Source organism: Pseudomonas sp. MIS38 (genome assembly GCF_019891575.1).
Classification (GTDB): Bacteria; Pseudomonadota; Gammaproteobacteria; order Pseudomonadales; family Pseudomonadaceae; genus Aquipseudomonas; species Aquipseudomonas putida_A.
The window spans coordinates 57,618-79,498 of record NZ_JAFLXF010000014.1; the positions used below are offsets into that span (position 1 = coordinate 57,618).

Sequence of the window (21,881 nt, forward strand, 5' to 3'; positions counted from 1 at the left end):
GATTTATCCCCGATGGGCTGCGCAGCAGCCCCATTAAGATATTGGGGCCGCTGCGCGCCCCATCGGGGATAAACCCCCTCACCACAATGAATTTCACGGGCGAGTATCAGTGAATCAACACTGTCCACAAGGCAAACCCGGCATACCACAGCACCGCCGCGCGCAGCAGCAGTTCCCACAGGCAATCGAGGGTGTTGATGCCTTCAGGCCCGACCACCGGCGGCGGGATCTCACCCGCTGCCAGCCCGACCTTGTTGATCAGGTGTGCGGCGCTGATGTTCCAGTTCAGCAGTTCGTGCAACATCACCCGGCTGACCGCGACGAAATTGCCGACCAGAGCCAGACTGGCGGCGAGCAAGCGCACTGGCAACCAGTCAAAGGCGTGACGTAACTGTCCGGCACGTTCGGCGAGCGCCGGGTTCTGGCTGTGTTCTTCCGCCAATGCGAGCAAGCGATAAGCCAGCGCCGCGACCGGACCGAGCACGAAGTACCAGAAGATCACCGCGAAGAAACTTTGATAGGCCTGCCACAACAGGTGCCCTTGGACCCGATCCAGCAATTGCTCACCACTGTCGGCGCAGATATCCAGATCACGCTTGGCCACATGCGCGGCCGCTTGCAGGTCTTCGCGACGCCAGGCGTCACGAAACGGCCCGAGACCGCCGAGCAGATCACCGCGCCCCAGCGCATAAATCACCACCAGCAAATGCACCGGCAGCGCCAGCAAGCCGTAAGCGACGGGTTCCAGTACCACCAGCAACAAGGCAAGCAGCGCCACCGGCAGCAACACCAGAATCGTCAGCACCAGCCATGGTCGCTGGGCCAGGCGCGCGCTGGTTTCGAGTTTGTGCAGTTCGCGGATCCATCCGCCATCGCGTTGAACCCGATGGCGCAGGGCCGAGAATTTCTCGATCCAGACCGCCAGCAGTAACACCAGAAAACTCATTGTCCTTCCTCTTGTGCCAGGGCTGCGCGGTAACGCGCCCAGTCGAATGCCGGGCCAGGATCGGTCTTGCGCCCGGGTGCGATGTCGCTGTGCCCGCAGATACGGGCGCCGGTGATAGCCGGAAATGCTGTTTGCAGCTGACGCGTCAACGTGATCAGCGCCTGATACTGCGCATCGGTAAAGGGCAGATCATCAGTGCCTTCGAGCTCGATGCCCACGGAAAAATCGTTACAGGTTTCCCGGCCTTCGAACATCGACACGCCCGCATGCCACGCCCGCTCAAGACAGGAGACAAACTGGGTGACGCTGCCGTCACGTTCGATCAGAAAATGCGCCGAGACGCGCAGGTCGGCAATCCCTGCAAAATAGGGATGCTCGGTGACATCCAGACGATTCTGGAAAAATTCCTGCACCTTGCCGGTGGCAAACTGCGCCGGCGGCAGGCTGATGTTGTGGATCACCAACAGGGAGATTTCGCCCGCAGGGCGTTCATTGAAGTTGGGCGATGGGCAGACCTGTACCCCGTGACACCACCCGCTAGCGGGATCCAACTGCATACCGATTCCTTCAACGCCGACTGTGTTGGCGCCCAGTATGCCGTGATCGGGCCCCGGCGCGCGATCACTTGCCGCGATTGAGTCGCCGCAGATTCCCGAGCACCGACTCCAGCGCCCGATCGAACAGCAAGGTGTCATCCAGTGCTCGCACCGCGCCACGGCGAAACTCAAGGGCCAGCTCGACGCGGCTGCGCTCCAGCACCTTCATCCCGGTGCGGTCGACAAACACGTATTTGCCGGTGGCTTCGATGATCGCTGCCAGTTTGCAGCGCAGGCTGTGCTCGTCGTCTTCCTGGAACGCCACCCAACTGCCCAGGCGCAGTTGCTCCAACTGACGCAGCCCCGGGTCGTCATGCGCCAGGCCGCTGGCATTCACGCCGATCGCGCCCTCGTCGGCGCTACGCAGGGTGATGTGCTGCGACACCTCCACCAACGCCGGCGCATCGGCCGGCGGCTGCTCGGTGAGCGGTTCAAGCACCCGCACATGCAGCGCTTCCAGCTCGCTGAAAAATTCGCTGGTGGCGAACGGATCAAACGCCGAACTGCTCAGGCCATCACGCAATGATTTGAGCAAGCCTGGCACCAGCGCCAGCAACTGCAGATCGGCGTCCACCTCGTCGTGACGCTGTACGCTCCAGATCAATTGCTCCATGGTCTGCACATCGGCCTGCCACTCAGCGCAGTGGTCGCCATGTTTGAGGCAGGTCAGTAGCAGCACTTTGCTCCACGCATCACGCACAAAGGTCACCACCGACGGCGGCAGGACTTTACCCAGCAACGCCTGATTCAGCACATGCTCGACCCGTTGCCGAGCCAGTTCGGTTTTTGCCCGCCCTTCTTCGGCATCGCGCAAACGCTGTTCGAGCAATTCACTGCGCCGCCGTTCATCACTGGTGAAGGCCAGGAAATCGGCGAGCAACTCGGAGAAAATTGCCGGGTCGTCGACGAAATCACTCAACAGGCGCTGCACCACTTGTTCAATGCGCAGATACAGGCTGTCACGCGCCTCGCCATTGCAATCGCCCCAGCCCATGGCGGCATCGGCGATTTCGTTGAGCAGGCGCCGCGCCGGGTGGCTGCTGCGGCTGAAGAAACTCTTGTCGAGTACTGCCACCTTGAGCATCGGAATCTGCAAACGCGCGATCAACGCCTTGAGCGAATCCGGCAGGTTACGGTCTTCGAGGATGCAATCGAAGACCATGGCGATCAGGTTGATCACGTCTTCATCCGCGCCGTCGACAATGCGTGATTTGCCGCTCCTCACGCTGACCCGCGTCAGCAGCTGCTCAAGCTGATTGCGCAGATCGAAATCGTCCTGCGCCGCCAGTGCCGGGACGTATTGCTGCAAGTGTGAAAGCAGGCGCAGTAGATCGCGGGTGCTGATCGGTTGCGCCGCCGCACTCGGCTCCAGGGTCGGCGCGACGCTGCCGCGCACGTGCAGCAGCAGTTCCTGCAACGCGGCGAAGACTTCCTGCACGCCTTCGTCGGCGGGCGCGGGTTCGTCACTCTCTTCGCTGCTGATGCTTGCTGCCGCACGCTCGATTGCGCGGCGTGCGGGGGCCGGTTTCAACTCAGGCAACACGCCGGTGGCGACCAGCAATTGATTGGCTTCGGCATACAACTGCTCGGTATCGGCCAGCACGTAGCGTTCGAACAGTTTGAGCAGGATCAGCTTGACCTTGATCTCCACGCCCAGGTTACGTCCGGCCTGCAGAAAGAACTCGCAGAGCATCGCCGGGCCGAGCGGGTTGTGTTGGTTATCGAAATCCTTGCCCAGCAACACGTTGAGGCGTGCGGTCAGTTGATCGAGGGCAAAGCCATCACGCTTGAGCACCCGCCCGACCATGGTCTCGACCGCCACGCTGCGTTCCATGTCATCGGTACGCGGTGCCGAATCCTCGAATATCAGCGTGCCGGACAATGTGGGTTGCACGACTTCGTATTGAATCAGCGCGACAAAGGCTTCGAAGAATTGCTCGAGAAACCCCCGTTCGATGTTTTTGCGCTTGAGGCGCAGGTCGCGCATGGCTTCGAAAAAGATGTTCTGCTCGACATCGTTGCGCGCTCGGTCGGCCATTTCGAACAGGGTGTCGTCGGCATTATCGAACAACTCCTGCAAACCGTGGCGCAGTTGCTGGGCGGCCTTGTCGCGGACCTGAAGCAGAATCACAGGCAGGCGGGCGAGCGGCGAATGATTCGCCTGATCGGTAGCGGCCTTGTGCAAAGGCACTACATTCCCGTCGTTGTGCATCCAAGCCTCCTGAAACGGTGATTCCACTGGGCATTTACCGCGCAATTCCCTGTGGGAGCGGGCTTGCTCGCGAAAGCGGTGTGTCGTTCGCCAAAACTGTCACTGACAAACCGCTTTCGCGAGCAAGCCCGCTCCCACATCGGCGTCAAAGCCATGACGTCAAATGCAAGGCGGATTATCTTGCAAAACTTGTCCCCGGCGCTATAGCCGTCAGGGTTTCCCCTATGCCAGCGACACCTTCCAGTGACCACGAAAAACCGCGCTTTGCTCACAGGAAATCGACCAGTTGCAGTCAGGCACGCGCGTTCTCGCCTTGGGTTGGCTCTCGCCATGCCCCTATAATCGGCGCACTTAGTTTGTGGAGCCCGTTATGCCGAATCTACGTCTCGCCGATCTGACCGCCGAAATCGAAGCCAACGTGCGCCGTGCGTTGCTCGAAGATGTCGGCAGCGGCGACATCACCGCACAACTGATCCCGGCCGAACGTCTGGCCAAAGCCACCATCATCACTCGCGACGAAGCGGTTATCTGCGGCACGGCGTGGGTCGACACGGTGTTTCGCCAGCTCGATCCGCGCGTCGCGGTGCACTGGCAGGTACGGGACGGTGAACGGGTCAAACCCAACCAGCCGTTGTTTCATCTGGAGGGCCCGGCCCGTTCGTTGCTGACTGGCGAACGCAGCGCGCTGAACTTCCTGCAACTGCTGTCCGGCGTGGCCACGCGTGCGCAATATCTGGCGGACTTCGTGGCGCAGACCCAGGTCAAGCTGCTGGATACCCGCAAGACCTTGCCGGGCCTGCGTCTGGCGCAGAAATACGCAGTGACCTGCGGTGGTTGCCACAACCACCGCATCGGCCTTTACGACGCGTTCCTGATCAAGGAAAACCACATCGCCGCCAGCGGTGGCATCGCGCAGGCCATCGCCGCCGCGCACAAGATCGCGCCGGGCAAACCGGTGGAAGTCGAAGTGGAGAGCCTGGAAGAACTGAAGGAGGCGCTGACTGCCGGCGCCGACATCATCATGCTCGACGAACTGAGCCTGGATGACATGCGCGAAGCTGTCCGCTTGAACGGCGGCAAGGCCAAACTGGAGGCCAGCGGCGGTATCAATGAAAGCACACTGCTGCCGATCGCTGAGACCGGGGTGGACTACATCTCGATCGGTGCGATGACCAAGGATGTGAAGGCGGTGGACCTGTCGATGCGTCTGAGCCTCTGAGGCTGTCACGCCATAAAAAACGCCAGCCCGGTTGAGGCTGGCGTTTTTGTTTCAGACCACCAGATTGTTCATCTCGCAGTACTCGTCCCACTCGACGCCCAACACCTCGGCCGCCTCCTTGTGCAGCTCCAGGCGCTTGGCCTCAAACTCTTCAGGGGTGCTGGTGTACTTGAGCGTCAGCTCCCACGGCTGCAAGCCCTGGGCTTCGGCTTCGTCCTCGAACGCCCACTGGATCTGGTCTTTCTGATCATCAGGACTCAGGTCCTTGATCTCTTCTTTCAGGTCCGGGACGTCCTGAATGTATTTTTCCAGCGCTAGTACGTGACGTTGCTCTTGAGTTAATTCGGTCATGGCGTTCTCGCTGATCGTAAGAATGGAGGATGGATCTGGATCATCAAGGATCTCTCTGACGCGGATTGTCCGGCCTTCGGAACCATTCGGGATCATCTGAAAACTGCTAAGCGATGCTCATGCAGGCACCGAATATAGGACGTTTGCATGACGAATTACACGGCTCTTTACATCTCTCGCACAAAAACTTTGACCTGGGAGACACAAATCGGGGAATGAGGAGGATGGTGCCCGAGACAGGAATCGAACCTGCGACCTTCGCGTTACGAGTGCGCTGCTCTACCGGCTGAGCTACACGGGCGGTGGGCTAAACCTAGCACCGGTCTTGAAGTCCGGCAACTTCAAAGCCTGTACCGGTATTTCGCAGACAAAAAAATGCCCCGCCGTTTTCACGGCGGGGCATTTTCATTGCGCTAAAGCTGTGGGCTGATTAAACGCCCGAAGCCTTGGCCGCTGCCACGTCTTTGATGGACAGCTTGATACGGCCGCGGTTGTCCACGTCCAGTACCAGCACTTCCACTTCCTGGCCTTCTTTCAGGATGTCGGTGACTTTCTCTACGCGAGCGTCGCTCAGCATCGAGATGTGCACCAGACCGTCCTTGCCCGGCAGGATGTTGACGAATGCGCCGAAGTCGACGATGCGTTCAACCTTGCCGACGTAGATCTTGCCGATCTCGGCTTCTGCAGTGATGCTCAGAACGCGCTGACGAGCAGCCTCTGCGGCATCCTTGGTTTCGCCGAAGATCTTGATCGAGCCGTCGTCTTCGATGTCGATCGAAGCCTTGGTTTCTTCGCAGATCGCACGGATGGTCGCGCCACCTTTACCGATAACGTCACGGATCTTGTCGGTGTCGATCTTCATCGCGATCATGGTCGGAGCGTTGGCCGACAGTTCGGTACGCGACTGGCCGATGATCTGGTTCATCTGGCCGAGGATGTTCAGGCGCGCTTCCAGGGCTTGGCCCAGAGCGATTTCCATGATCTCTTCGGTGATGCCCTTGATCTTGATGTCCATCTGCAGCGCGGTAACGCCTTTGGCGGTACCGGCTACTTTGAAGTCCATGTCGCCCAGGTGGTCTTCGTCACCCAGGATGTCGGTCAGGACGGCGAACTTCTCGCCTTCTTTAACCAGACCCATGGCGATACCGGCAACCGGCGCCTTCATTGGCACACCAGCGTCCATCAGGGCCAGGGAAGCGCCGCAAACGGAAGCCATCGAGCTCGAACCGTTGGATTCGGTGATTTCCGAAACCACACGGATGGTGTACGGGAACACGTCAGCGGCTGGCAGCATGGCCGAAACCGAACGACGGGCCAGACGGCCGTGACCGATTTCACGACGACCAGCGCCACCCATGCGACCACACTCGCCCACCGAGAACGGAGGGAAGTTGTAGTGCAGCATGAACGGGTCTTTTTTCTCGCCTTCCAGGGTGTCCAGCAGCTGTGCGTCACGGGCGGTACCCAGCGTCGCAACGACCAGGGCCTGGGTTTCGCCACGGGTGAACAGCGCCGAACCGTGAGTCTTCGGCAGAACGCCGACTTCGATGTTCAGCGGACGTACGGTGCGGGTGTCGCGGCCGTCGATACGTGGCTTGCCGTTAACGATGTTTTCGCGAACGGTGCGGTATTCGATTTCGCCGAAAGCGGCTTTGACGTCAGCAGCCGAAGGCTGGCCTTCTTCGCCGGACAGCTTGGCAACGACCTGGTCTTTCAGCTCGCCCAGACGTGCGTAGCGGTCAGCCTTGACGGTGATGGTGTAAGCCTGGGAGATCGCTTCGCCGAACTCGGAACGGATAGCGGCCAGCAGCTCGGTGGCTTCTGGAGCTGGTGCCCAGGTCCAGGTTGGCTTGGCAGCTTCGGCAGCCAGTTCTTTAACAGCGTTGATCACCACCTGGAACTCGTCGTGAGCAAACAGTACCGCGCCCAGCATCTGGTCTTCGGTCAGCTCTTTGGCTTCCGATTCAACCATCAGTACGGCGTCGGAGGTGCCGGCAACGACCATGTCCAGGCTCGAAGCAGCTTGCTGCTCGTAGGTCGGGTTCAGCAGGTAGCCGGTGCTTTCGTGGAAAGCGACGCGAGCGGCGCCGATCGGGCCGTCGAACGGAATGCCCGAAATGGCCAGGGCAGCCGAGGTACCGATCATCGCAGCGATGTCCGGATCGGTCTTCTTGCTGGTGGAAACGACGGTGCAGACAACCTGCACTTCGTTCATGAAGCCTTCCGGGAACAGCGGACGGATCGGACGGTCGATCAGTCGGGAAGTCAGGGTTTCTTTCTCGGAAGGACGGCCTTCACGCTTGAAGAAACCGCCAGGGATCTTACCGGCAGCGTAAGTCTTTTCCTGGTAGTGAACGGACAGAGGGAAGAAGCCCTTGCCTGGATCGGCTTGCTTGGCACCGACTACGGTCACCAATACGCTGACGTCGTCGTCAACGGTGACCAATACTGCGCCGGAGGCCTGACGGGCGATACGGCCAGTCTCGAGGGTAACGGTCGACTGACCGAACTGGAATTTTTTGATTACCGGGTTCACGGTGTCCTACCTTCTTTGTGGCTCTTGGGGGAACTGGTTTCTTGCGAAATTCTTGGGCAATGTCGGGAATCGGCCCGCTGACTGTCCGGGTAAAACGGTAGTGCAGATAAAACTTGAGGCTGGGAGCCTGCCAGCCACCAGCGGAAAACCGCTGATGCCTGACAGACAACCAACCTCATAGCGCAATCGCTGATTAGCGACGCAGACCCAGGCGGCCGATCAGAGCGCTGTAACGGCTCAGATCTTTGCCTTTCAGGTAGTCCAGCAGCTTGCGACGCTGGTTTACCATGCGGATCAGACCACGACGGGAGTGGTGGTCTTTACCGTTGGCCTTGAAGTGACCTTGCAGTTTGTTGATGTTGGCGGTCAGCAGTGCAACTTGCACTTCTGGCGAACCAGTATCACCAACAGCTTGCTGGTAGTCGGCAACGATTTGAGCTTTTTCTTGAACGTCGAGAGCCATGAGGCAATCCTTTTATCAGGAAACTGTTTCAAAAACAGTTTCAACAGGCCAGGGACAAATCCCTGTATCTATAAATGAGTAGTGACCGTGCCTGTTAACAGCCACACTCGTTCGGTCATTCTGACCGAATCAGTCGACGCGGCGCGATGCGCCCGTCTTCGCTCACTTCACCGATACCGATGAAGCGACCATTGTGATCCTGTACCCGTACCATGCCGAACTTCGGAGCATCCGGGGCACGTACCGGCTGGCCGTTGAGCCAGTAGAACGCACTCGCTTCGGAGAAGTGCAGCAGCGGCCAATCCTGCAGGCCGCTGTCCGATGGCATCAGGAAGCGGTCGACCGCTTCGTTGCCGCCTTCGGCATGTACCGCTTCCAGCTCTTCGAGGGTCACGGTCTGCGCCAGGGTGAAAGGCCCGGCCTGGGTACGACGCAGTTCTGCGACGTACGCACCACAACCGAGTTGCTCACCGATATCCTCCACCAGGGTGCGGATATAGGTGCCCTTGCTGCAATCCACCGCAAGACGCGCAGTATCGCCTTCGAAGGCCAGCAATTCCAAGCGCGCAATAGTAACAGAACGCGGTTCGCGCTCCACTACTTCGCCTGCACGGGCCAGCTTGTACAGCGGCTGACCGTCACGCTTGAGTGCCGAGTACATCGGCGGTATCTGACTGATTTGCCCACGAAATTTCGGCAGAACCGCTTCGACATCGGCGCGACCAACGGTCACCGGGCGCTCCTGCAAAACCTCACCCTCGGCGTCCGCCGTGGTAGTGGTCTTGCCCAGTTGCGCCAGGGTTTCGTAACCCTTGTCGGAATCGAGCAGGTACTGCGAGAACTTCGTTGCCTCGCCAAAGCACAGCGGCAATACACCGGTGGCCAGCGGGTCGAGACTGCCGGTGTGACCGGCCTTCTCGGCGTTGAGCAACCAGCGAACCTTCTGCAACGCGGCGTTGGAGGTGAACCCCAGCGGCTTGTCGAGCAGGATGATACCGCTGACGTTACGACGGATACGTTTGACCTGAGCCACCGAATTACTCCTTGGTGTCTTCAGGTGCAGCGGCCAGGTGCTGATTGTCCTCAGCCACGGCGCGCTCGATCAGGGCCGACAGATGCGCGCCACGCACGACGCTTTCGTCGTAGTGGAAGTGCAATTGCGGCACGCTGCGCAGCTTCATTTCACGGGCCAGCTGCATGCGCAGGAAACCTGCGGCAGCGTTGAGCACCTTGATGCTTTGCGCGATGTCTTCGGCGTTGTCCTGCCCCATCACGGTGATGAAGATCTTCGCGTGACCGACGTCACGGCTGACTTCCACAGCGGTAATGGTGACCAGGCCGACGCGCGGATCTTTGACTTCACGACGGATCAGTTGGGCCAGCTCACGCTGCATCTGATCGCCGATACGTTGGGTACGGCTGTATTCTTTTGCCATGATTTTGTTACCTGTTACTGCCCCACGGTGAAACCCGCAAGGTCTGAAAGCGGCAAACGCCCGGCCTGACAAAAGCCAGACCGGGCGTTGCGTTTAGAGTCCTGACGCCGTGGCGCGCATCTGCATGCGGCGGCTCGGCGTGGCCCTTGAAGTGCGCGAGTCAGAGGCTGCGAGCAACCTGAACCTTCTCGAAGACTTCGATCTTGTCACCGACTTTGACGTCGTTGTAGCTCTTCACGCCGATACCGCATTCCATGCCGGCACGTACTTCGGAAGCGTCATCCTTGAAGCGGCGCAGGGATTCCAGCTCGCCTTCGAAGATAACGATGTCTTCACGCAGTACACGGATCGGACGGTTACGGTGCACAACACCTTCGATCACCATGCAACCGGCGATCGCGCCAAACTTCGGCGAACGGAACACATCGCGCACTTCGGCCACGCCCAGGATGTTCTCGCGAACATCGCTGCCGAGCATGCCGGTCAGGGCCTTCTTGACGTCTTCGATGATGTCGTAGATCACGTTGTAGTAACGCATGTCCAGACCTTCCTGCTCGACGATCTTCCGTGCGCCAGCATCAGCACGCACGTTGAAGCCGAACAGTACAGCGTTGGAAGCCAGTGCCAGGTTGGCGTCGGATTCGGTGATACCACCGACACCGCCACCGACTACGCGCACTTGCACTTCGTCGTTGCCCAGGCCGTTCAGAGCGCCCTGCAAAGCTTCCAGCGAACCACGGACGTCGGATTTGAGGACGATGTTGAGCGTCTTCTTCTCTTCCTGACCCATGTTTTCGAAGATGTTTTCCAGCTTGCCGGCGTGAGCGCGAGCCAGTTTGACTTCGCGGAACTTGCCTTGACGGAACAGAGCCACTTCACGGGCTTTCTTCTCGTCGGCAACCACGCTCATCTCGTCGCCAGCGTCTGGTGTACCGTCAAGACCCAGGATCTCGACCGGAATGGCCGGACCTGCTTCCTTGATCGGCTTGCCGTTCTCGTCGAGCATGGCGCGCACGCGGCCATAGTTCGAGCCGACCAGCACCATGTCGCCTTGACGCAGCGTACCGTCCTGAACCAGCACGGTGGCCACCGGGCCACGGCCCTTGTCCAGACGCGATTCAACGACAACTCCACGGCCAGGAGCCGATGGAGTGGCAGTCAGTTCGAGCACTTCGGCCTGCAGCAGAACGGCTTCGAGCAGTTCGTCAACGCCGGTACCCATTTTCGCCGAAACCGGTACGAATGGAGTGTCGCCGCCCCACTCTTCGGAAGTCACGCCGTGAACCGACAGTTCGCTGCGGATGCGATCGAGGTCGGCACCCGGCTTGTCGATCTTGTTCACCGCAACCACCAGAGGAACGCCAGCCGCCTGAGCGTGCTGAACAGCCTCGATGGTTTGCGGCATCACGCCGTCGTCCGCCGCAACCACCAGGATCACGATGTCGGTCGCCTTGGCACCACGGGCACGCATTGCGGTAAACGCAGCGTGACCCGGGGTGTCGAGGAACGTCACCATGCCACGGTCGGTTTCAACGTGGTACGCACCGATGTGCTGGGTAATGCCGCCGGCTTCGCCCGCTGCTACCTTGGCACGACGGATGTAGTCGAGCAGGGAAGTCTTACCGTGGTCAACGTGGCCCATTACGGTCACGACTGGCGCACGGGAAACTGCCTCACCTTCAAACTTCAGGGACTCGGCCAGGGAATCTTCCAGGGCGGTGTCGCTGACCAGGGTCACTTTGTGGCCCAGCTCTTCAGCAACCAGTTGAGCAGTTTCCTGATCGAGTACCTGGTTGATGGTCGCTGGAGTGCCCAGTTTGAACATGAACTTGATGATTTCAGCAGCCTTGACCGACATCTGCTGGGCGAGATCGCCAACAGTGATGGTCTCGCCGATCTTCACTTCACGCACGACAGGACCGGTAGGGTTCTGGAAACCGTGAGCGTTGCGTTTTTTCAGCTTGGCCTTGCCGCGACCACCACGACGGAAGCCATCGCTTTCTTCGTCGGTAGTGCGTGGCGCCACACGTGGAGCCGGCGCTTTTTCTTTGACCGATGCGCGATGCGGAGCGTTTTTGCGCTCGCCATCGCCACCACCGCCGCGACGATTGTTATCGTCGGCACGTGGCTTGTCCGGACGGCGCTGTTCGTCACGCTTGCGAGTGTCGGCAGCCGGCGCAGCAGCAGCAGCAGCAGCCGGCGCGGCGTCGCGCACGGGTTCAGCGACTGGCGCAGGTGCTGCAACAGCTTCGGCAGGAGCGGACGGCGCAGCAGCAGGCTGGCGACGCGCTTCTTCTTCAGCGCGCTGCTTGGCTTCTTCTTCAGCCTTCTGACGAGCAGCATTTTCTACTGCGCGACGCTCTTCCAGTTCACGCTTGCGCTCGGCTTCGATTTCTTCCGGGCTACGCTGTACGAAAACTTTCTTCTTGCGAACTTCAACGCTGATGCTCTTGCTACCAGCCACACGCAGGGTGCTGGTGGTTTTACGCTGCAGCGTGATCTTGCGTGGTTCTTCCACTTTCGCCTTGTGGCTGCTCTTCAAGTGAGTCAGCAGGGATTGCTTCTCACTGTCAGTCACATTTTCTTCGGCGGCGGTGTGCGGCAGACCTGCCTCACGCATCTGCTGCAACAGGCGCTCTACCGGTGTTTTGACCTCATCGGCCAGTTGTTTCACCGTGACTTGCGTCATGCACTTCTCTCCTCAGGCCGCGCCTAATTACTCGAACCAGTGGGCTCGGGCGGCCATGATCAACTTGCCGGCACGATCATCGTCAATGCCGTCGATGTCGAGCAGGTCGTCAATAGACTGCTCGGCCAGGTCTTCGCGGGTAATTACGCCGCGCACCGCCAGTTCCATCGCCAAATCCTTGTCCATACCCTCAAGCGAGAGCAGGTCTTCGGCCGGATGGGCGTCTGCCAGCTTTTCCTCAGTAGCGATGGCTTTGGTCAACAAACGATCCTTGGCACGAGCGCGAAGCTCGTTGACGATGTCTTCGTCAAAGCCGTCGATGTTGAGCATTTCTTCCAACGGTACGTAGGCAATCTCTTCCAGGCTGGTGAAGCCTTCATCTACCAGCACCTGAGCCAGTTCTTCGTCGACTTCCAGCTCGTCGATGAAGTTGCGCAGGATGTCGCCGGTTTCTGCTTGCTGCTTAGCCTGGATGTCCGATTCGGTCATCACGTTCAGGGTCCAGCCAGTCAACTGGCTCGCCAGACGCACGTTCTGACCACCTCGACCGATGGCCTGAGCCAGATTGTCTGCGCCAACGGCGATGTCCATTGCATGGGCATCTTCGTCAACGATAATGGCCGCCACTTCTGCCGGCGACATGGCATTGATCACGAACTGCGCCGGGTTATCGTCCCACAGGACGATATCGACACGCTCGCCACCCAACTCGCCCGACACGGCCTGGACGCGCGAACCGCGCATACCGATGCACGCGCCCTGCGGGTCGATGCGTTTGTCCTTGGAACGGACAGCGATCTTGGCACGCGAACCCGGATCACGGGACGCTGCCATTACTTCGATCAGGCCTTCAGCGATTTCCGGCACTTCGATACGGAACAGCTCGATCAGCATTTCCGGCGCGGTACGCGACAGGATCAGCTGCGGGCCGCGGTTCTCGGTGCGGATTTCCTTGAGCAGTGCACGCAGACGCACACCGACACGGAAGGTTTCGCGAGAAATGATGTCTTCACGGGCCAGCAACGCTTCGGCGTTGTTGCCCAGATCGACGATCACGTTGTCGCGGGTGACTTTCTTCACGGTGCCGGAGATGATTTCTCCCAGGCGCTCGCGATAGGCGTCGACCACTTGAGCGCGCTCGGCTTCACGCACTTTCTGCACGATGACCTGTTTGGCGGTCTGTGCAGCAATACGGCCGAACTCGATGGATTCGATCTTTTCTTCGACGACGTCGCCGACCTTGGCGCCCGGATGCGTTTCGGCAACCTTGCTTGGCCAGGTTTCGATCGCAGGATCGTCGAGATCATTCTCTTCGACGACTGTCCAGCGACGGAAAGTCTCGTAGGAACCGGTGTGGCGGTTAATTTCCACACGCAGGTCAACTTCGTCTTCAAAACGCTTTTTGGTAGCAGTGGCCAGAGCCAGCTCCAGCGCTTCAAAAATCACGCTTGCCGGTACGCCCTTTTCATTGGATACCGACTCAACAACCAGCAGTACTTCTTTGCTCATCGTACGCCTCGCCTTTCGCAAGCCATTGGATCCGCGGGATCCGCGTCTCAGTCAAAACTGGGAATAATGTTGGCCTTGTCGATCATATCGATCGGCAACAGGAATTCATGGTCATCTACCTGCACCACGACATCCTGTTCTTCTACACCGCGCAGAAGGCCCTGAAAGTTGCGTCGACCTTCAAAAGGCGAGCGCAGCTTGATCTTCACTTGTTCACCGGCAAATTTTGCAAACTGCTCAAGAGTGAACAGTGGGCGTTCCATGCCAGGCGAGGAAACTTCGAGGGTGTATTCAACGGAGATCGGATCTTCAACATCCAGGACACCGCTGATCTGACGGCTGACAATGGCGCAATCGTCCACCAGCACGCCACCCTCTTTATCGATATAAACGCGCAACATCGAGTGACGACCTTGAGCCGAAAACTCGATACCCCAGCATTCATAGCCTAGGGCCACGACCACCGGGGCCAACAAGGCCTGCAACTCTTCTAGCTTGCTCGACACCTGAACCCCCTCGTGCATGTAAATGCATGCGCTGCAAAATAAAAAAATGGGCGAAACGCCCATCCTTGAAACGCCGTCGAACATCGGCGTAGAAAGTGTCCAGCTAACAAAAAGCCCCTGAAAAGGGGCTCCTTAAACTGGTTGCGGGGGCCGGATTTGAACCGACGACCTTCGGGTTATGAGCCCGACGAGCTACCAGACTGCTCCACCCCGCGACAAAGCTGGGGCGGAAGTATACGACCGATCCCTTATAGGGTCAATGTAACCTTCCACCTGCAAGAAAGCCCGCAACAGCGGGCTCTCCTGACTAATTGGTACCGAGAAGGGGACTCGAACCCCTACACCCTATGGGCACAACCACCTCAAGGTTGCGTGTCTACCAATTCCACCACCTCGGCAAAACTACGTTTGAAACCCTTCTTACTTCTGCTCTTGAGCTGGAGGTACGTCAGTCGCTGGAGTAGCCGACTTTTGCTCTTGAAGCACCGGGACATCATCAGAAGCCGGTTGTTGTTGCTTAGGCACTTCCAACACTGCTGGATCTGGCAAACCTGCTTGAGTCAGCTGATGAGCCTTCTCTTTAGCAAAGTAACCTAACCCCAAGCTGGTTATGAAGAAACCGGCGGCAAGTATAGCAGTAAACTTACTAAGAAAGGTAGAGGAACCTTGGCTTCCGAACACAGTATTTGAAGCACCTGCTCCGAAAGACGCGCCAGCGTCCGCACCCTTACCCTGCTGCAGCAAAACCAGAGCAACTACGCCCAATGCACCCAGCAGATGAAAAACGACTACGACTGTTTCCAGCATTTTTTCAGTTTCCCGCGGCGCGACAAATCGCACCGAACTCATCTGCATTCAGGGAAGCTCCACCAATGAGCCCCCCATCGATATCCGGCATGCCGAACAGTTCGACCGCATTGGCCGCCTTCACGCTGCCGCCGTATAGAAGGCGCACACCTCGTGCGACTTCAGAATTCTCTGCCGCCAACTGCTCGCGAATGGCTTTATGCACATCCTGAGCCTGTTGCGGCGTTGCAGTCAGTCCGGTACCAATGGCCCAGACAGGCTCGTAAGCAATGACTGCCTTGGCAAAGGCACCAACACCCAGCTCCTCGATGATGCTGCCCAGCTGACGCCCGACAACTTCAAGAGTTTTTCCGGCTTCGCGCTGCTCGAGGGTTTCCCCTACACACAACACCGGAATCAAGCCACATGCCTGTGCCGCTGCGAACTTGCGATTCAGCATCCCGTCTCGCTCGCCCATTATCTGGCGGCGTTCGGAGTGCCCGACAAGCACCAGGGAACAACCTGCATCCACCAACTGACTAGGAGCAATCTCGCCAGTCAACGCACCTTGCATGGATTCCACCGCAGAATTTTGCGCACCGACCGAAATCGATTTGCCTTTCAAGCCATCAATCACTTGATTGATATGCAAGCAAGGCGGGAATACCGCGACATCAACACCGCTTGGCAAGGCCAGATGACGAAGGCCGTTGATCAGCTCAGCGACGCTGGCGCGGGTACCGTGCATCTTCCAGTTACCAGCTACCATAGGGCGACGCATGCTGTACCTCGTCGGTCAAAGTGGGCGCAGATGTTACCCAACACAATCATGGCTGGCAAGCCGAATCAGGCAGAAACTTCACTTACCAGTTTTGCCAGTTCTTCGGCGTAGCTGCGAACCTGAGTTTCATCCTCACCTTCGACCATCACACGCACCAAAGGCTCTGTACCGGACTTGCGCAGAAGTACCCGGCCACGCCCCGCCATTGCCTGGGTGACACGCGCACTGGCTTCCTTGACCGCCGGATGCTCAAGCGGACTTTCACCGCCACCAAAACGCACATTGATCAGCACCTGAGGACACTTGCGCAAGGCCTGACGCGTTTGCGCAAGACTTTCATTACGGGCCTTCAGTGCCATCAGCACCTGGAGCGCAGCAATGATCGCATCACCGGTGGTGGTGTGATTGAAGCAGACGATATGCCCCGAGTTTTCACCGCCTACCAGCCAGTCGCGCTCCAGCAGTTCGGCGATCACATAACGGTCACCGACATTGGCACGAATGAATGGAATCGAGAGCTCTGCCAGCGCGAGTTCAAGACCCAGGTTGCTCATCAGCGTACCGACTACGCCGCCCTGCAATTTGCCCCGCCCGTGCAGATCGCGCGCAATGATGAACAGCAACTCATCACCATCAACGATGGCGCCAGTGTGATCAACCATCAACACCCGATCACCGTCACCATCAAAGGCGATGCCCAGATCAGCGTGCTCGGCCAGAACCGCGGCCTGCAGCTGACCCATATGGGTCGAGCCGCAATTGTCATTGATGTTCAGACCGTTGGGCTGCGCCGACAGCACGACCACTTCAGCACCCAGCTCACGGAACACACTCGGAGCAACCTTGTAGGTCGCACCGTGCGCACAATCGATCACGATCTTCAAACCGGAAAAACTGGTACCGGTCGGCACACTGCTTTTGCAGAATTCGATGTAGCGGCCGGAGGCGTCATTGATGCGCGACACCTTGCCGATCTTGCTCGACTCAACCACAGTCATTGGGGTATCGAGCAGCTCTTCGATCATCAGCTCCAGCTCATCAGGCAGCTTTGTGCCCTTGCCGGAGAAAAACTTGATGCCGTTATCGTCATGCGGATTGTGCGAAGCACTGATCACGATCCCGGCTTCAGCCTGGAACGTGCGCGCCAGATAAGCAATGGCAGGCGTCGGCATCGGACCGAGCAGCATCACGTCCGCACCAGCCGAGGTCAGGCCTGCTTCAAGTGCCGATTCGAACATGTAGCCAGAGATGCGCGTGTCCTTGCCGACCAGCACCTTGCAGGCGCCCATCTTGCGAAAGGCCATACCCGCCGCCCAGCCGAGCTTAAGCATGAAGTCAGGAGTGATCGGATATTCACCCACACGACCACGAATACCGTCAGTACCAAAGTATTTCTTGCTCATAAGTGCTCCATCATTTTTATTCGGCTGATTCCACGGCCGCGAGCATGCGCACCACGTCTACCGTTTCCGCCACATCATGGACGCGCAATATACGCGCTCCTTTAACCGACGCGAGTGCTGCGAGAGCCAGACCACCATAAAGACGCTCACCCACGAGGCGGTTCAATGCGTGGCCAATCATGCTTTTGCGTGAGACACCAACCAATAGCGGACGCCCCAGCGCATGCAGGGCTTCCATATGCTTGAACAAGCTTAGATTGTGCTGCAGGGTTTTCGCGAAACCGAAACCGGGATCAAGAATGATCCGTTCGGCAGGAATACCCGCCGCCGCACATTGAGTCATGCGCTCTGCCAGAAACTCACCCACTTCCCGGGTAACGTCCTGATAATGCGGATTGTCCTGCATGTCACCCGGCTCGCCGAGCATGTGCATCAGGCAGACCGGCAACCCGGTCGCGGCTGCGGCATCCAGCGCGCCATCGCGGCGCAGCGAGCGCACATCATTGATCAACCCGGCACCCAGGCGCGCCGTTTCACGCATCACCGCTGGCGTCGAAGTATCGACCGAGATGACTACATCCAGCTCGCGATTGATCAACTCCACGATCGGAGCTACGCGTTCCAACTCTTCCAACGGCGAAACCGCTCGAGCGCCAGGCCGGGTCGATTCGCCGCCGACATCGATCAGCGTCGCACCAGCAGCCACCATGGCTTCGGCGTGGCGCAAGGCCACGTCGAGCTGGTTGTATCGGCCACCGTCGGAAAAGGAATCGGGAGTGACATTGAGAATACCCATGACATGCGTCTGGGCCAAATCAAGAACCCGGTTGCCGCAAGGCAACCGGGTCAGGGACTGTACAGAAGTCATTTCAAGCCTTAAACGTCAGCAGCCGGACCGCCGATCGGTGTTTCCGGGCGCTCATCCTGAATCACTGGAGGCGGGGGCGTACCCGTGCCACCGGTCCAGTCACGCGGTTCGCGAGGCGTACGACCCGCCATGATGTCGTCGATCTGCTCGGCATCGATGGTTTCGTACTTCATCAGCGCATCAGCCATGGCATCCAGCTTGTCACGGTTGTCCGTGAGGATCTGCTTGGCCGTGCCGTAGCACTGGTCAATGATGCTGCGCACTTCGGAGTCGATCAGCTTGGCAGTCTCACCGGAGAAACTTGCATTCTGACCGCCACCACCGCGACCGAGGAACACTTCACCCTCTTCTTCGGCGTACATCAGCGGACCGAGCTTTTCCGACAGACCCCACTTGGTCACCATGTTCCGCGCAATCTGACTGGCACGCATGATGTCGTTGGAAGCGCCGGTGGTCACACCGTCGAAACCAAGGGTCATTTCTTCAGCGATACGGCCACCGTACAGCGAGCAGATCTGACTGATCAACGCACGTTTGGACAGGCTGTAGCGATCTTCTTCCGGCAGGAACATGGTCACACCCAGCGCACGACCACGTGGAATGATCGAAACCTTGTAGACCGGATCATGCTCAGGTACGACGCGACCGACAATAGCGTGACCCGCTTCGTGATAAGCGGTGTTCTGCTTCTCTTTCTCGGACATGACCATCGATTTGCGCTCGGCGCCCATCATGATCTTGTCTTTGGCCAGCTCGAACTCTTTCATTTCGACGATGCGCTTGCCGCTGCGTGCAGCGAACAGCGACGCTTCGTTGACCAGGTTGGCCAGATCGGCACCAGAGAAGCCCGGGGTACCACGTGCGATAACGGCCGGGGCAACGTCGTCACCCATTGGCACTTTGCGCATGTGAACCTTGAGGATCTGCTCGCGACCACGGATATCCGGCAAACCTACAACGACCTGACGGTCGAAACGGCCCGGACGCAGCAGCGCAGGGTCGAGTACGTCAGGACGGTTGGTAGCGGCGATCACGATGATGCCGTCATTCATTTCAAAGCCATCCATCTCTACCAGCAACTGGTTGAGAGTCTGCTCACGCTCGTCGTGACCGCCGCCCATGCCGGCGCCACGGTGGCGACCGACGGCGTCGATTTCGTCGATGAAGATGATGCACGGCGCATGCTTCTTGGCCTGCTCGAACATGTCGCGAACGCGGCTTGCACCAACACCCACGAACATTTCAACGAAGTCGGAACCGGAAATAGTGAAGAACGGAACCTTCGCTTCGCCGGCAATCGCCTTGGCCAGCAAGGTTTTACCGGTACCCGGAGGGCCGACCATCAATACGCCGCGAGGAATACGACCACCCAGGCGCTGAAACTTGCCCGGATCACGCAGGAACTCAACCAGTTCGCCGACCTCTTCCTTGGCTTCGTCGCAACCTGCAACGTCAGCCAAGGTGGTTTTCACCTGATCTTCGGAAAGCAGGCGTGCCTTGCTCTTGCCGAAGCTCATCGGTCCGCCCTTGCCGCCAGCACCGCCCTGCATCTGGCGCATGAAGAACATGAACACCGCGATGATCACCAGGATCGGGAAGCTCGCCACCAGGAGTTGAGTCCAGATGCTTTGCTGTTCAGGCTGCTTGCCCTCAACCACAACGTGGTTGTCGACCAGGTCGCCGATCAGGCCATTGTCCTGGATCGCCGGACGAATGGTCTTGAAGCTGTCGCCATCGTTGCGCTTGCCGGTAATCACATAGCCGTCAACGGCTACGCGCTCGACCTTGCCATCCTTGACCTGCTGGATGAAGTCGGAATAGTTGAGGGTCTGCGGCTCGTTAGGGCTGGAGAAGTTGTTCATCACCGTCACGAGGACTGCCGCGATGATCAACCACAGGATCAGATTCTTTGCCATATCGTTCAATTAACTACCCTCTGAAGCAAGCTCCGCTACTGGCGCGCGCTTCGCATGATATTCACCGGCCTAACTTACTACATTACCTACAACTCTGGCAGGCGCCGTCTGTAACCCTTTGTGAAACACTTTCTACACAATATTCGCTTATGCACGCGGGGCAAAATACGAAAAACCTATCGCCCCGGCAAAAAACCTCGTTTTACTCGTTACCACCGCGGTAACCCCAAGCCAGCATATATTGCTCGCGGGAGCTGCCTCGGGAAGAATCCGGCTTGATCATCTGGATCTTGTCGAATTTCTTGCGAGCATCCTTCAGGTAAACATCGAAACCTTCACCCTGAAAGATCTTGATCACGAAATTGCCACCCGGCTTGAGTATCCGTTCCGCTAGATCAAGCGCCAGTTCGCAAAGGAACATGGCTTTCGGCATATCCACTTCAGGCGTACCACTCATATTGGGGGCCATATCGGAAATCACAAGGTCCACCTGCGAATTACCCACGGCCTCAAGGATTCGCGCGAGCACTTCGTCCTCGGTGAAGTCACCCTGAATGAAGGTAACGTCCGGGATGCTGTCCATTTCCAGAATGTCCGAAGCGATCAGACGCCCCTGACCGCCGATCAGCCGGCTGGTGACCTGCGACCAGCCGCCGGGCGCTGCGCCCAGGTCGACAACGCTCATGCCGGAACGGATCAGCTTGTATTTCTCCTGGATCTCCAGAAGCTTGTAACTTGCACGCGAACGGTAGCCATCCTTCTGCGCCTGCTTCACATAAGGATCGTTGACATGTCGTTTCAGCCAACCAAGGCTTGTCTTGGAACGCGCCATTGGGCACCTCGATGATTAGGGTCGTGATTAATTGGGCGGATCCACGAACCCTCGGGTAAAATGGCCGCCATTTTACAGAATCCAGACGAAAGGGTCAGATTATGCCGCTCACTCCAGAGCAGAAGAAACAGTACAAATCCATTGGCCACCACCTGAAGCCGGTTTTGACGGTGGCGGACAACGGTCTGACTGAAGGTGTATTAGCCGAACTCGAACGCGCACTGGCGGATCACGAGCTGATCAAGATCAAGCTCAACATCCTCGATCGCGAGTCGCGCCTGGCGCACATTGCAGAATTGTGCAAGGTCGGCAAGGCTGACCTGGTTCAGGTCATCGGCAAGATGGCACTGGTTTATCGCAAGAACTTCAGCGTCAACAAGCAGCTGTCGAACGTTCATCGCTTCAAGTGATGACAAGGGTCAAGGGTGTGCTTCGCGCACCCTGCCACTCCATCCCGGCAGCGGTTGCAACACCAACACCACACCGGAGAAGCCCAACAGCAGAAAACTGAATTCCTGCCAGCGCTGCGCTTGCGGCCAGCCGACACGCACTGCAATAAACATCGCACACGCATACACCGCCATCAGCAACACCTGCCCGCGAAAATCCCGCCATAGACTGGCAAGGCCGTCGGCCTGTACCAGCACCAAAGCCTGAAAAATCACGCATGCCGCGGCAAAACCCGCCACCGGCACTTCGAATGCATCGGCAACTTCATCGATCAGCAACGGTGCCAGGCCAATCTTGCCCAACACCGGTCGCAAACCGAGATGTATCAACCAGAAGCCGCCGACCCACAACATCTGGGTCAGCTGCCAAAGCATGGCGCCCG

20 protein-coding genes and 3 tRNA genes are annotated in these 21,881 nt (G+C 58.5%); 2 read left to right on the plus strand and 21 right to left on the minus strand.

Annotated elements, in window-relative coordinates; translation table 11 throughout:
* Positions 1-106: 106 nt before the first annotated feature.
* From ampE to J1G18_RS16980, 3 genes are all read right to left on the minus strand, one after another.
* The gene (gene ampE, locus J1G18_RS16970; RefSeq protein WP_139055471.1) at positions 107-946 is read right to left on the minus strand and encodes a regulatory signaling modulator protein AmpE; all 840 of its coding nucleotides are present in this window, start codon (positions 944-946) and stop codon (positions 107-109) included.
* Entirely contained in the window at positions 943-1,503 is a 561-nt protein-coding gene (gene ampD, locus J1G18_RS16975) for a 1,6-anhydro-N-acetylmuramyl-L-alanine amidase AmpD (protein ID WP_003221563.1), read from the minus strand. Before ampD ends, ampE begins: the two co-directional genes overlap by 4 nt.
* A 64-nt stretch (positions 1,504-1,567) precedes the next feature.
* Positions 1,568-3,754, minus strand: a complete 2,187-nt coding sequence (locus J1G18_RS16980) for a DUF1631 domain-containing protein (RefSeq protein ID WP_223008113.1) — start codon at positions 3,752-3,754, stop codon at positions 1,568-1,570.
* 370 nt (positions 3,755-4,124) lie between these two features.
* Between J1G18_RS16980 and nadC the strand changes: the two genes are divergently transcribed.
* Positions 4,125-4,973 (plus strand): carboxylating nicotinate-nucleotide diphosphorylase, encoded by an 849-nt coding sequence (gene nadC / locus J1G18_RS16985; protein WP_027610785.1) that lies wholly within the window; start codon positions 4,125-4,127, stop codon positions 4,971-4,973.
* A gap of 51 nt (positions 4,974-5,024) precedes the next feature.
* Here the strand turns inward: nadC and J1G18_RS16990 are convergent, their stop codons facing one another.
* The 17 genes from J1G18_RS16990 to rlmE all read right to left on the minus strand — a co-directional run bounded on the left by J1G18_RS16990 (position 5,025) and on the right by rlmE (position 21,049).
* Complete coding sequence (locus J1G18_RS16990) at positions 5,025-5,324, minus strand: DUF6388 family protein (RefSeq protein WP_135294936.1); 300 nt, start codon at positions 5,322-5,324, stop codon at positions 5,025-5,027.
* A 225-nt stretch (positions 5,325-5,549) separates the two neighbouring features.
* Positions 5,550-5,625 (minus strand) — tRNA-Thr (locus J1G18_RS16995).
* Between the two features lie 129 nt (positions 5,626-5,754).
* Positions 5,755-7,860, minus strand: a complete 2,106-nt coding sequence (pnp, locus tag J1G18_RS17000; protein WP_098967157.1) for a polyribonucleotide nucleotidyltransferase — start codon at positions 7,858-7,860, stop codon at positions 5,755-5,757.
* 193 nt (positions 7,861-8,053) lie between these two features.
* Entirely contained in the window at positions 8,054-8,323 is a 270-nt protein-coding gene (rpsO, locus tag J1G18_RS17005) for a 30S ribosomal protein S15 (RefSeq protein WP_003221553.1), read from the minus strand.
* A gap of 115 nt (positions 8,324-8,438) precedes the next feature.
* The gene (gene truB / locus J1G18_RS17010) at positions 8,439-9,356 is read right to left on the minus strand and encodes a tRNA pseudouridine(55) synthase TruB (RefSeq protein ID WP_024011571.1); all 918 of its coding nucleotides are present in this window, start codon (positions 9,354-9,356) and stop codon (positions 8,439-8,441) included.
* Between the two features lie 4 nt (positions 9,357-9,360).
* Complete coding sequence (rbfA, locus tag J1G18_RS17015) at positions 9,361-9,759, minus strand: 30S ribosome-binding factor RbfA (RefSeq protein ID WP_003221549.1); 399 nt, start codon at positions 9,757-9,759, stop codon at positions 9,361-9,363.
* Positions 9,760-9,919: 160 nt separating this feature from the next.
* A complete protein-coding gene (gene infB / locus J1G18_RS17020; protein ID WP_223008114.1) occupies positions 9,920-12,448 on the minus strand; it encodes a translation initiation factor IF-2 in 2,529 nt (842 codons plus the stop codon).
* A 27-nt stretch (positions 12,449-12,475) separates the two neighbouring features.
* Complete coding sequence (nusA, locus tag J1G18_RS17025; RefSeq protein WP_003221546.1) at positions 12,476-13,957, minus strand: transcription termination factor NusA; 1,482 nt, start codon at positions 13,955-13,957, stop codon at positions 12,476-12,478.
* Positions 13,958-14,004: 47 nt separating this feature from the next.
* Positions 14,005-14,463 carry a ribosome maturation factor RimP gene (gene rimP / locus J1G18_RS17030; RefSeq protein WP_007915250.1) on the minus strand — a complete coding sequence of 153 codons (459 nt, stop codon included), beginning with the start codon at positions 14,461-14,463 and terminating at the stop codon, positions 14,005-14,007.
* 138 nt (positions 14,464-14,601) lie between these two features.
* Positions 14,602-14,678, minus strand: a tRNA-Met gene (locus tag J1G18_RS17035).
* Positions 14,679-14,775: 97 nt separating this feature from the next.
* Positions 14,776-14,861: transfer RNA gene (locus tag J1G18_RS17040), tRNA-Leu, on the minus strand.
* 22 nt (positions 14,862-14,883) lie between these two features.
* Positions 14,884-15,270, minus strand: coding sequence for a preprotein translocase subunit SecG (secG, locus tag J1G18_RS17045; protein WP_027610782.1), 387 nt, complete (start codon positions 15,268-15,270; stop codon positions 14,884-14,886).
* A 4-nt stretch (positions 15,271-15,274) separates the two neighbouring features.
* Positions 15,275-16,030 (minus strand): triose-phosphate isomerase, encoded by a 756-nt coding sequence (tpiA, locus tag J1G18_RS17050; RefSeq protein ID WP_008088336.1) that lies wholly within the window; start codon positions 16,028-16,030, stop codon positions 15,275-15,277.
* Positions 16,031-16,095: 65 nt separating this feature from the next.
* Positions 16,096-17,433 carry a phosphoglucosamine mutase gene (gene glmM / locus J1G18_RS17055; RefSeq protein ID WP_210559118.1) on the minus strand — a complete coding sequence of 446 codons (1,338 nt, stop codon included), beginning with the start codon at positions 17,431-17,433 and terminating at the stop codon, positions 16,096-16,098.
* Between the two features lie 16 nt (positions 17,434-17,449).
* A complete protein-coding gene (gene folP, locus J1G18_RS17060; RefSeq protein WP_098967152.1) occupies positions 17,450-18,301 on the minus strand; it encodes a dihydropteroate synthase in 852 nt (283 codons plus the stop codon).
* Positions 18,302-18,309: 8 nt separating this feature from the next.
* On the minus strand, positions 18,310-20,217 hold the full coding sequence (gene ftsH / locus J1G18_RS17065) for an ATP-dependent zinc metalloprotease FtsH (protein WP_027610779.1): 1,908 nt from the start codon (positions 20,215-20,217) through the stop codon (positions 18,310-18,312).
* A 202-nt stretch (positions 20,218-20,419) separates the two neighbouring features.
* Positions 20,420-21,049 carry a 23S rRNA (uridine(2552)-2'-O)-methyltransferase RlmE gene (gene rlmE / locus J1G18_RS17070; protein WP_003221536.1) on the minus strand — a complete coding sequence of 210 codons (630 nt, stop codon included), beginning with the start codon at positions 21,047-21,049 and terminating at the stop codon, positions 20,420-20,422.
* A gap of 101 nt (positions 21,050-21,150) precedes the next feature.
* Between rlmE and J1G18_RS17075 the strand changes: the two genes are divergently transcribed.
* A complete protein-coding gene (locus J1G18_RS17075; protein WP_003221534.1) occupies positions 21,151-21,459 on the plus strand; it encodes a YhbY family RNA-binding protein in 309 nt (102 codons plus the stop codon).
* A 9-nt stretch (positions 21,460-21,468) separates the two neighbouring features.
* On the opposite strand, the gene J1G18_RS17080 is transcribed toward J1G18_RS17075, so the two are convergent.
* Complete coding sequence (locus J1G18_RS17080) at positions 21,469-21,873, minus strand: MFS transporter (protein WP_223008115.1); 405 nt, start codon at positions 21,871-21,873, stop codon at positions 21,469-21,471.
* Positions 21,874-21,881 lie beyond the last annotated feature (8 nt).

Excerpts from the sequence above, each read along its gene's own strand:
- J1G18_RS16990 (WP_135294936.1), bottom strand. The coding sequence starts at position 5,324 with ATGACCGAATTAACTCAAGAGCAACGTCACGTACTAGCGCTGGAAAAA.
- glmM (WP_210559118.1), bottom strand. The coding sequence starts at position 17,433 with ATGAGCAAGAAATACTTTGGTACTGACGGTATTCGTGGTCGTGTGGGT.
- folP (WP_098967152.1), bottom strand. The coding sequence starts at position 18,301 with ATGACTTCTGTACAGTCCCTGACCCGGTTGCCTTGCGGCAACCGGGTT.
- ftsH (WP_027610779.1), bottom strand. The coding sequence starts at position 20,217 with ATGGCAAAGAATCTGATCCTGTGGTTGATCATCGCGGCAGTCCTCGTG.
- rlmE (WP_003221536.1), bottom strand. The coding sequence starts at position 21,049 with ATGGCGCGTTCCAAGACAAGCCTTGGTTGGCTGAAACGACATGTCAAC.
- rpsO (WP_003221553.1), bottom strand. The coding sequence starts at position 8,323 with ATGGCTCTCGACGTTCAAGAAAAAGCTCAAATCGTTGCCGACTACCAG.
- ampD (WP_003221563.1), bottom strand. The coding sequence starts at position 1,503 with ATGCAGTTGGATCCCGCTAGCGGGTGGTGTCACGGGGTACAGGTCTGC.
- secG (WP_027610782.1), bottom strand. The coding sequence starts at position 15,270 with ATGCTGGAAACAGTCGTAGTCGTTTTTCATCTGCTGGGTGCATTGGGC.
- ampE (WP_139055471.1), bottom strand. The coding sequence starts at position 946 with ATGAGTTTTCTGGTGTTACTGCTGGCGGTCTGGATCGAGAAATTCTCG.
- infB (WP_223008114.1), bottom strand. The coding sequence starts at position 12,448 with ATGACGCAAGTCACGGTGAAACAACTGGCCGATGAGGTCAAAACACCG.
- rbfA (WP_003221549.1), bottom strand. The coding sequence starts at position 9,759 with ATGGCAAAAGAATACAGCCGTACCCAACGTATCGGCGATCAGATGCAG.
- nusA (WP_003221546.1), bottom strand. The coding sequence starts at position 13,957 with ATGAGCAAAGAAGTACTGCTGGTTGTTGAGTCGGTATCCAATGAAAAG.
- tpiA (WP_008088336.1), bottom strand. The coding sequence starts at position 16,030 with ATGCGTCGCCCTATGGTAGCTGGTAACTGGAAGATGCACGGTACCCGC.
- J1G18_RS16980 (WP_223008113.1), bottom strand. The coding sequence starts at position 3,754 with ATGCACAACGACGGGAATGTAGTGCCTTTGCACAAGGCCGCTACCGAT.
- J1G18_RS17075 (WP_003221534.1), top strand. The coding sequence starts at position 21,151 with ATGCCGCTCACTCCAGAGCAGAAGAAACAGTACAAATCCATTGGCCAC.
- nadC (WP_027610785.1), top strand. The coding sequence starts at position 4,125 with ATGCCGAATCTACGTCTCGCCGATCTGACCGCCGAAATCGAAGCCAAC.
- J1G18_RS17080 (WP_223008115.1), bottom strand. The coding sequence starts at position 21,873 with ATGCTTTGGCAGCTGACCCAGATGTTGTGGGTCGGCGGCTTCTGGTTG.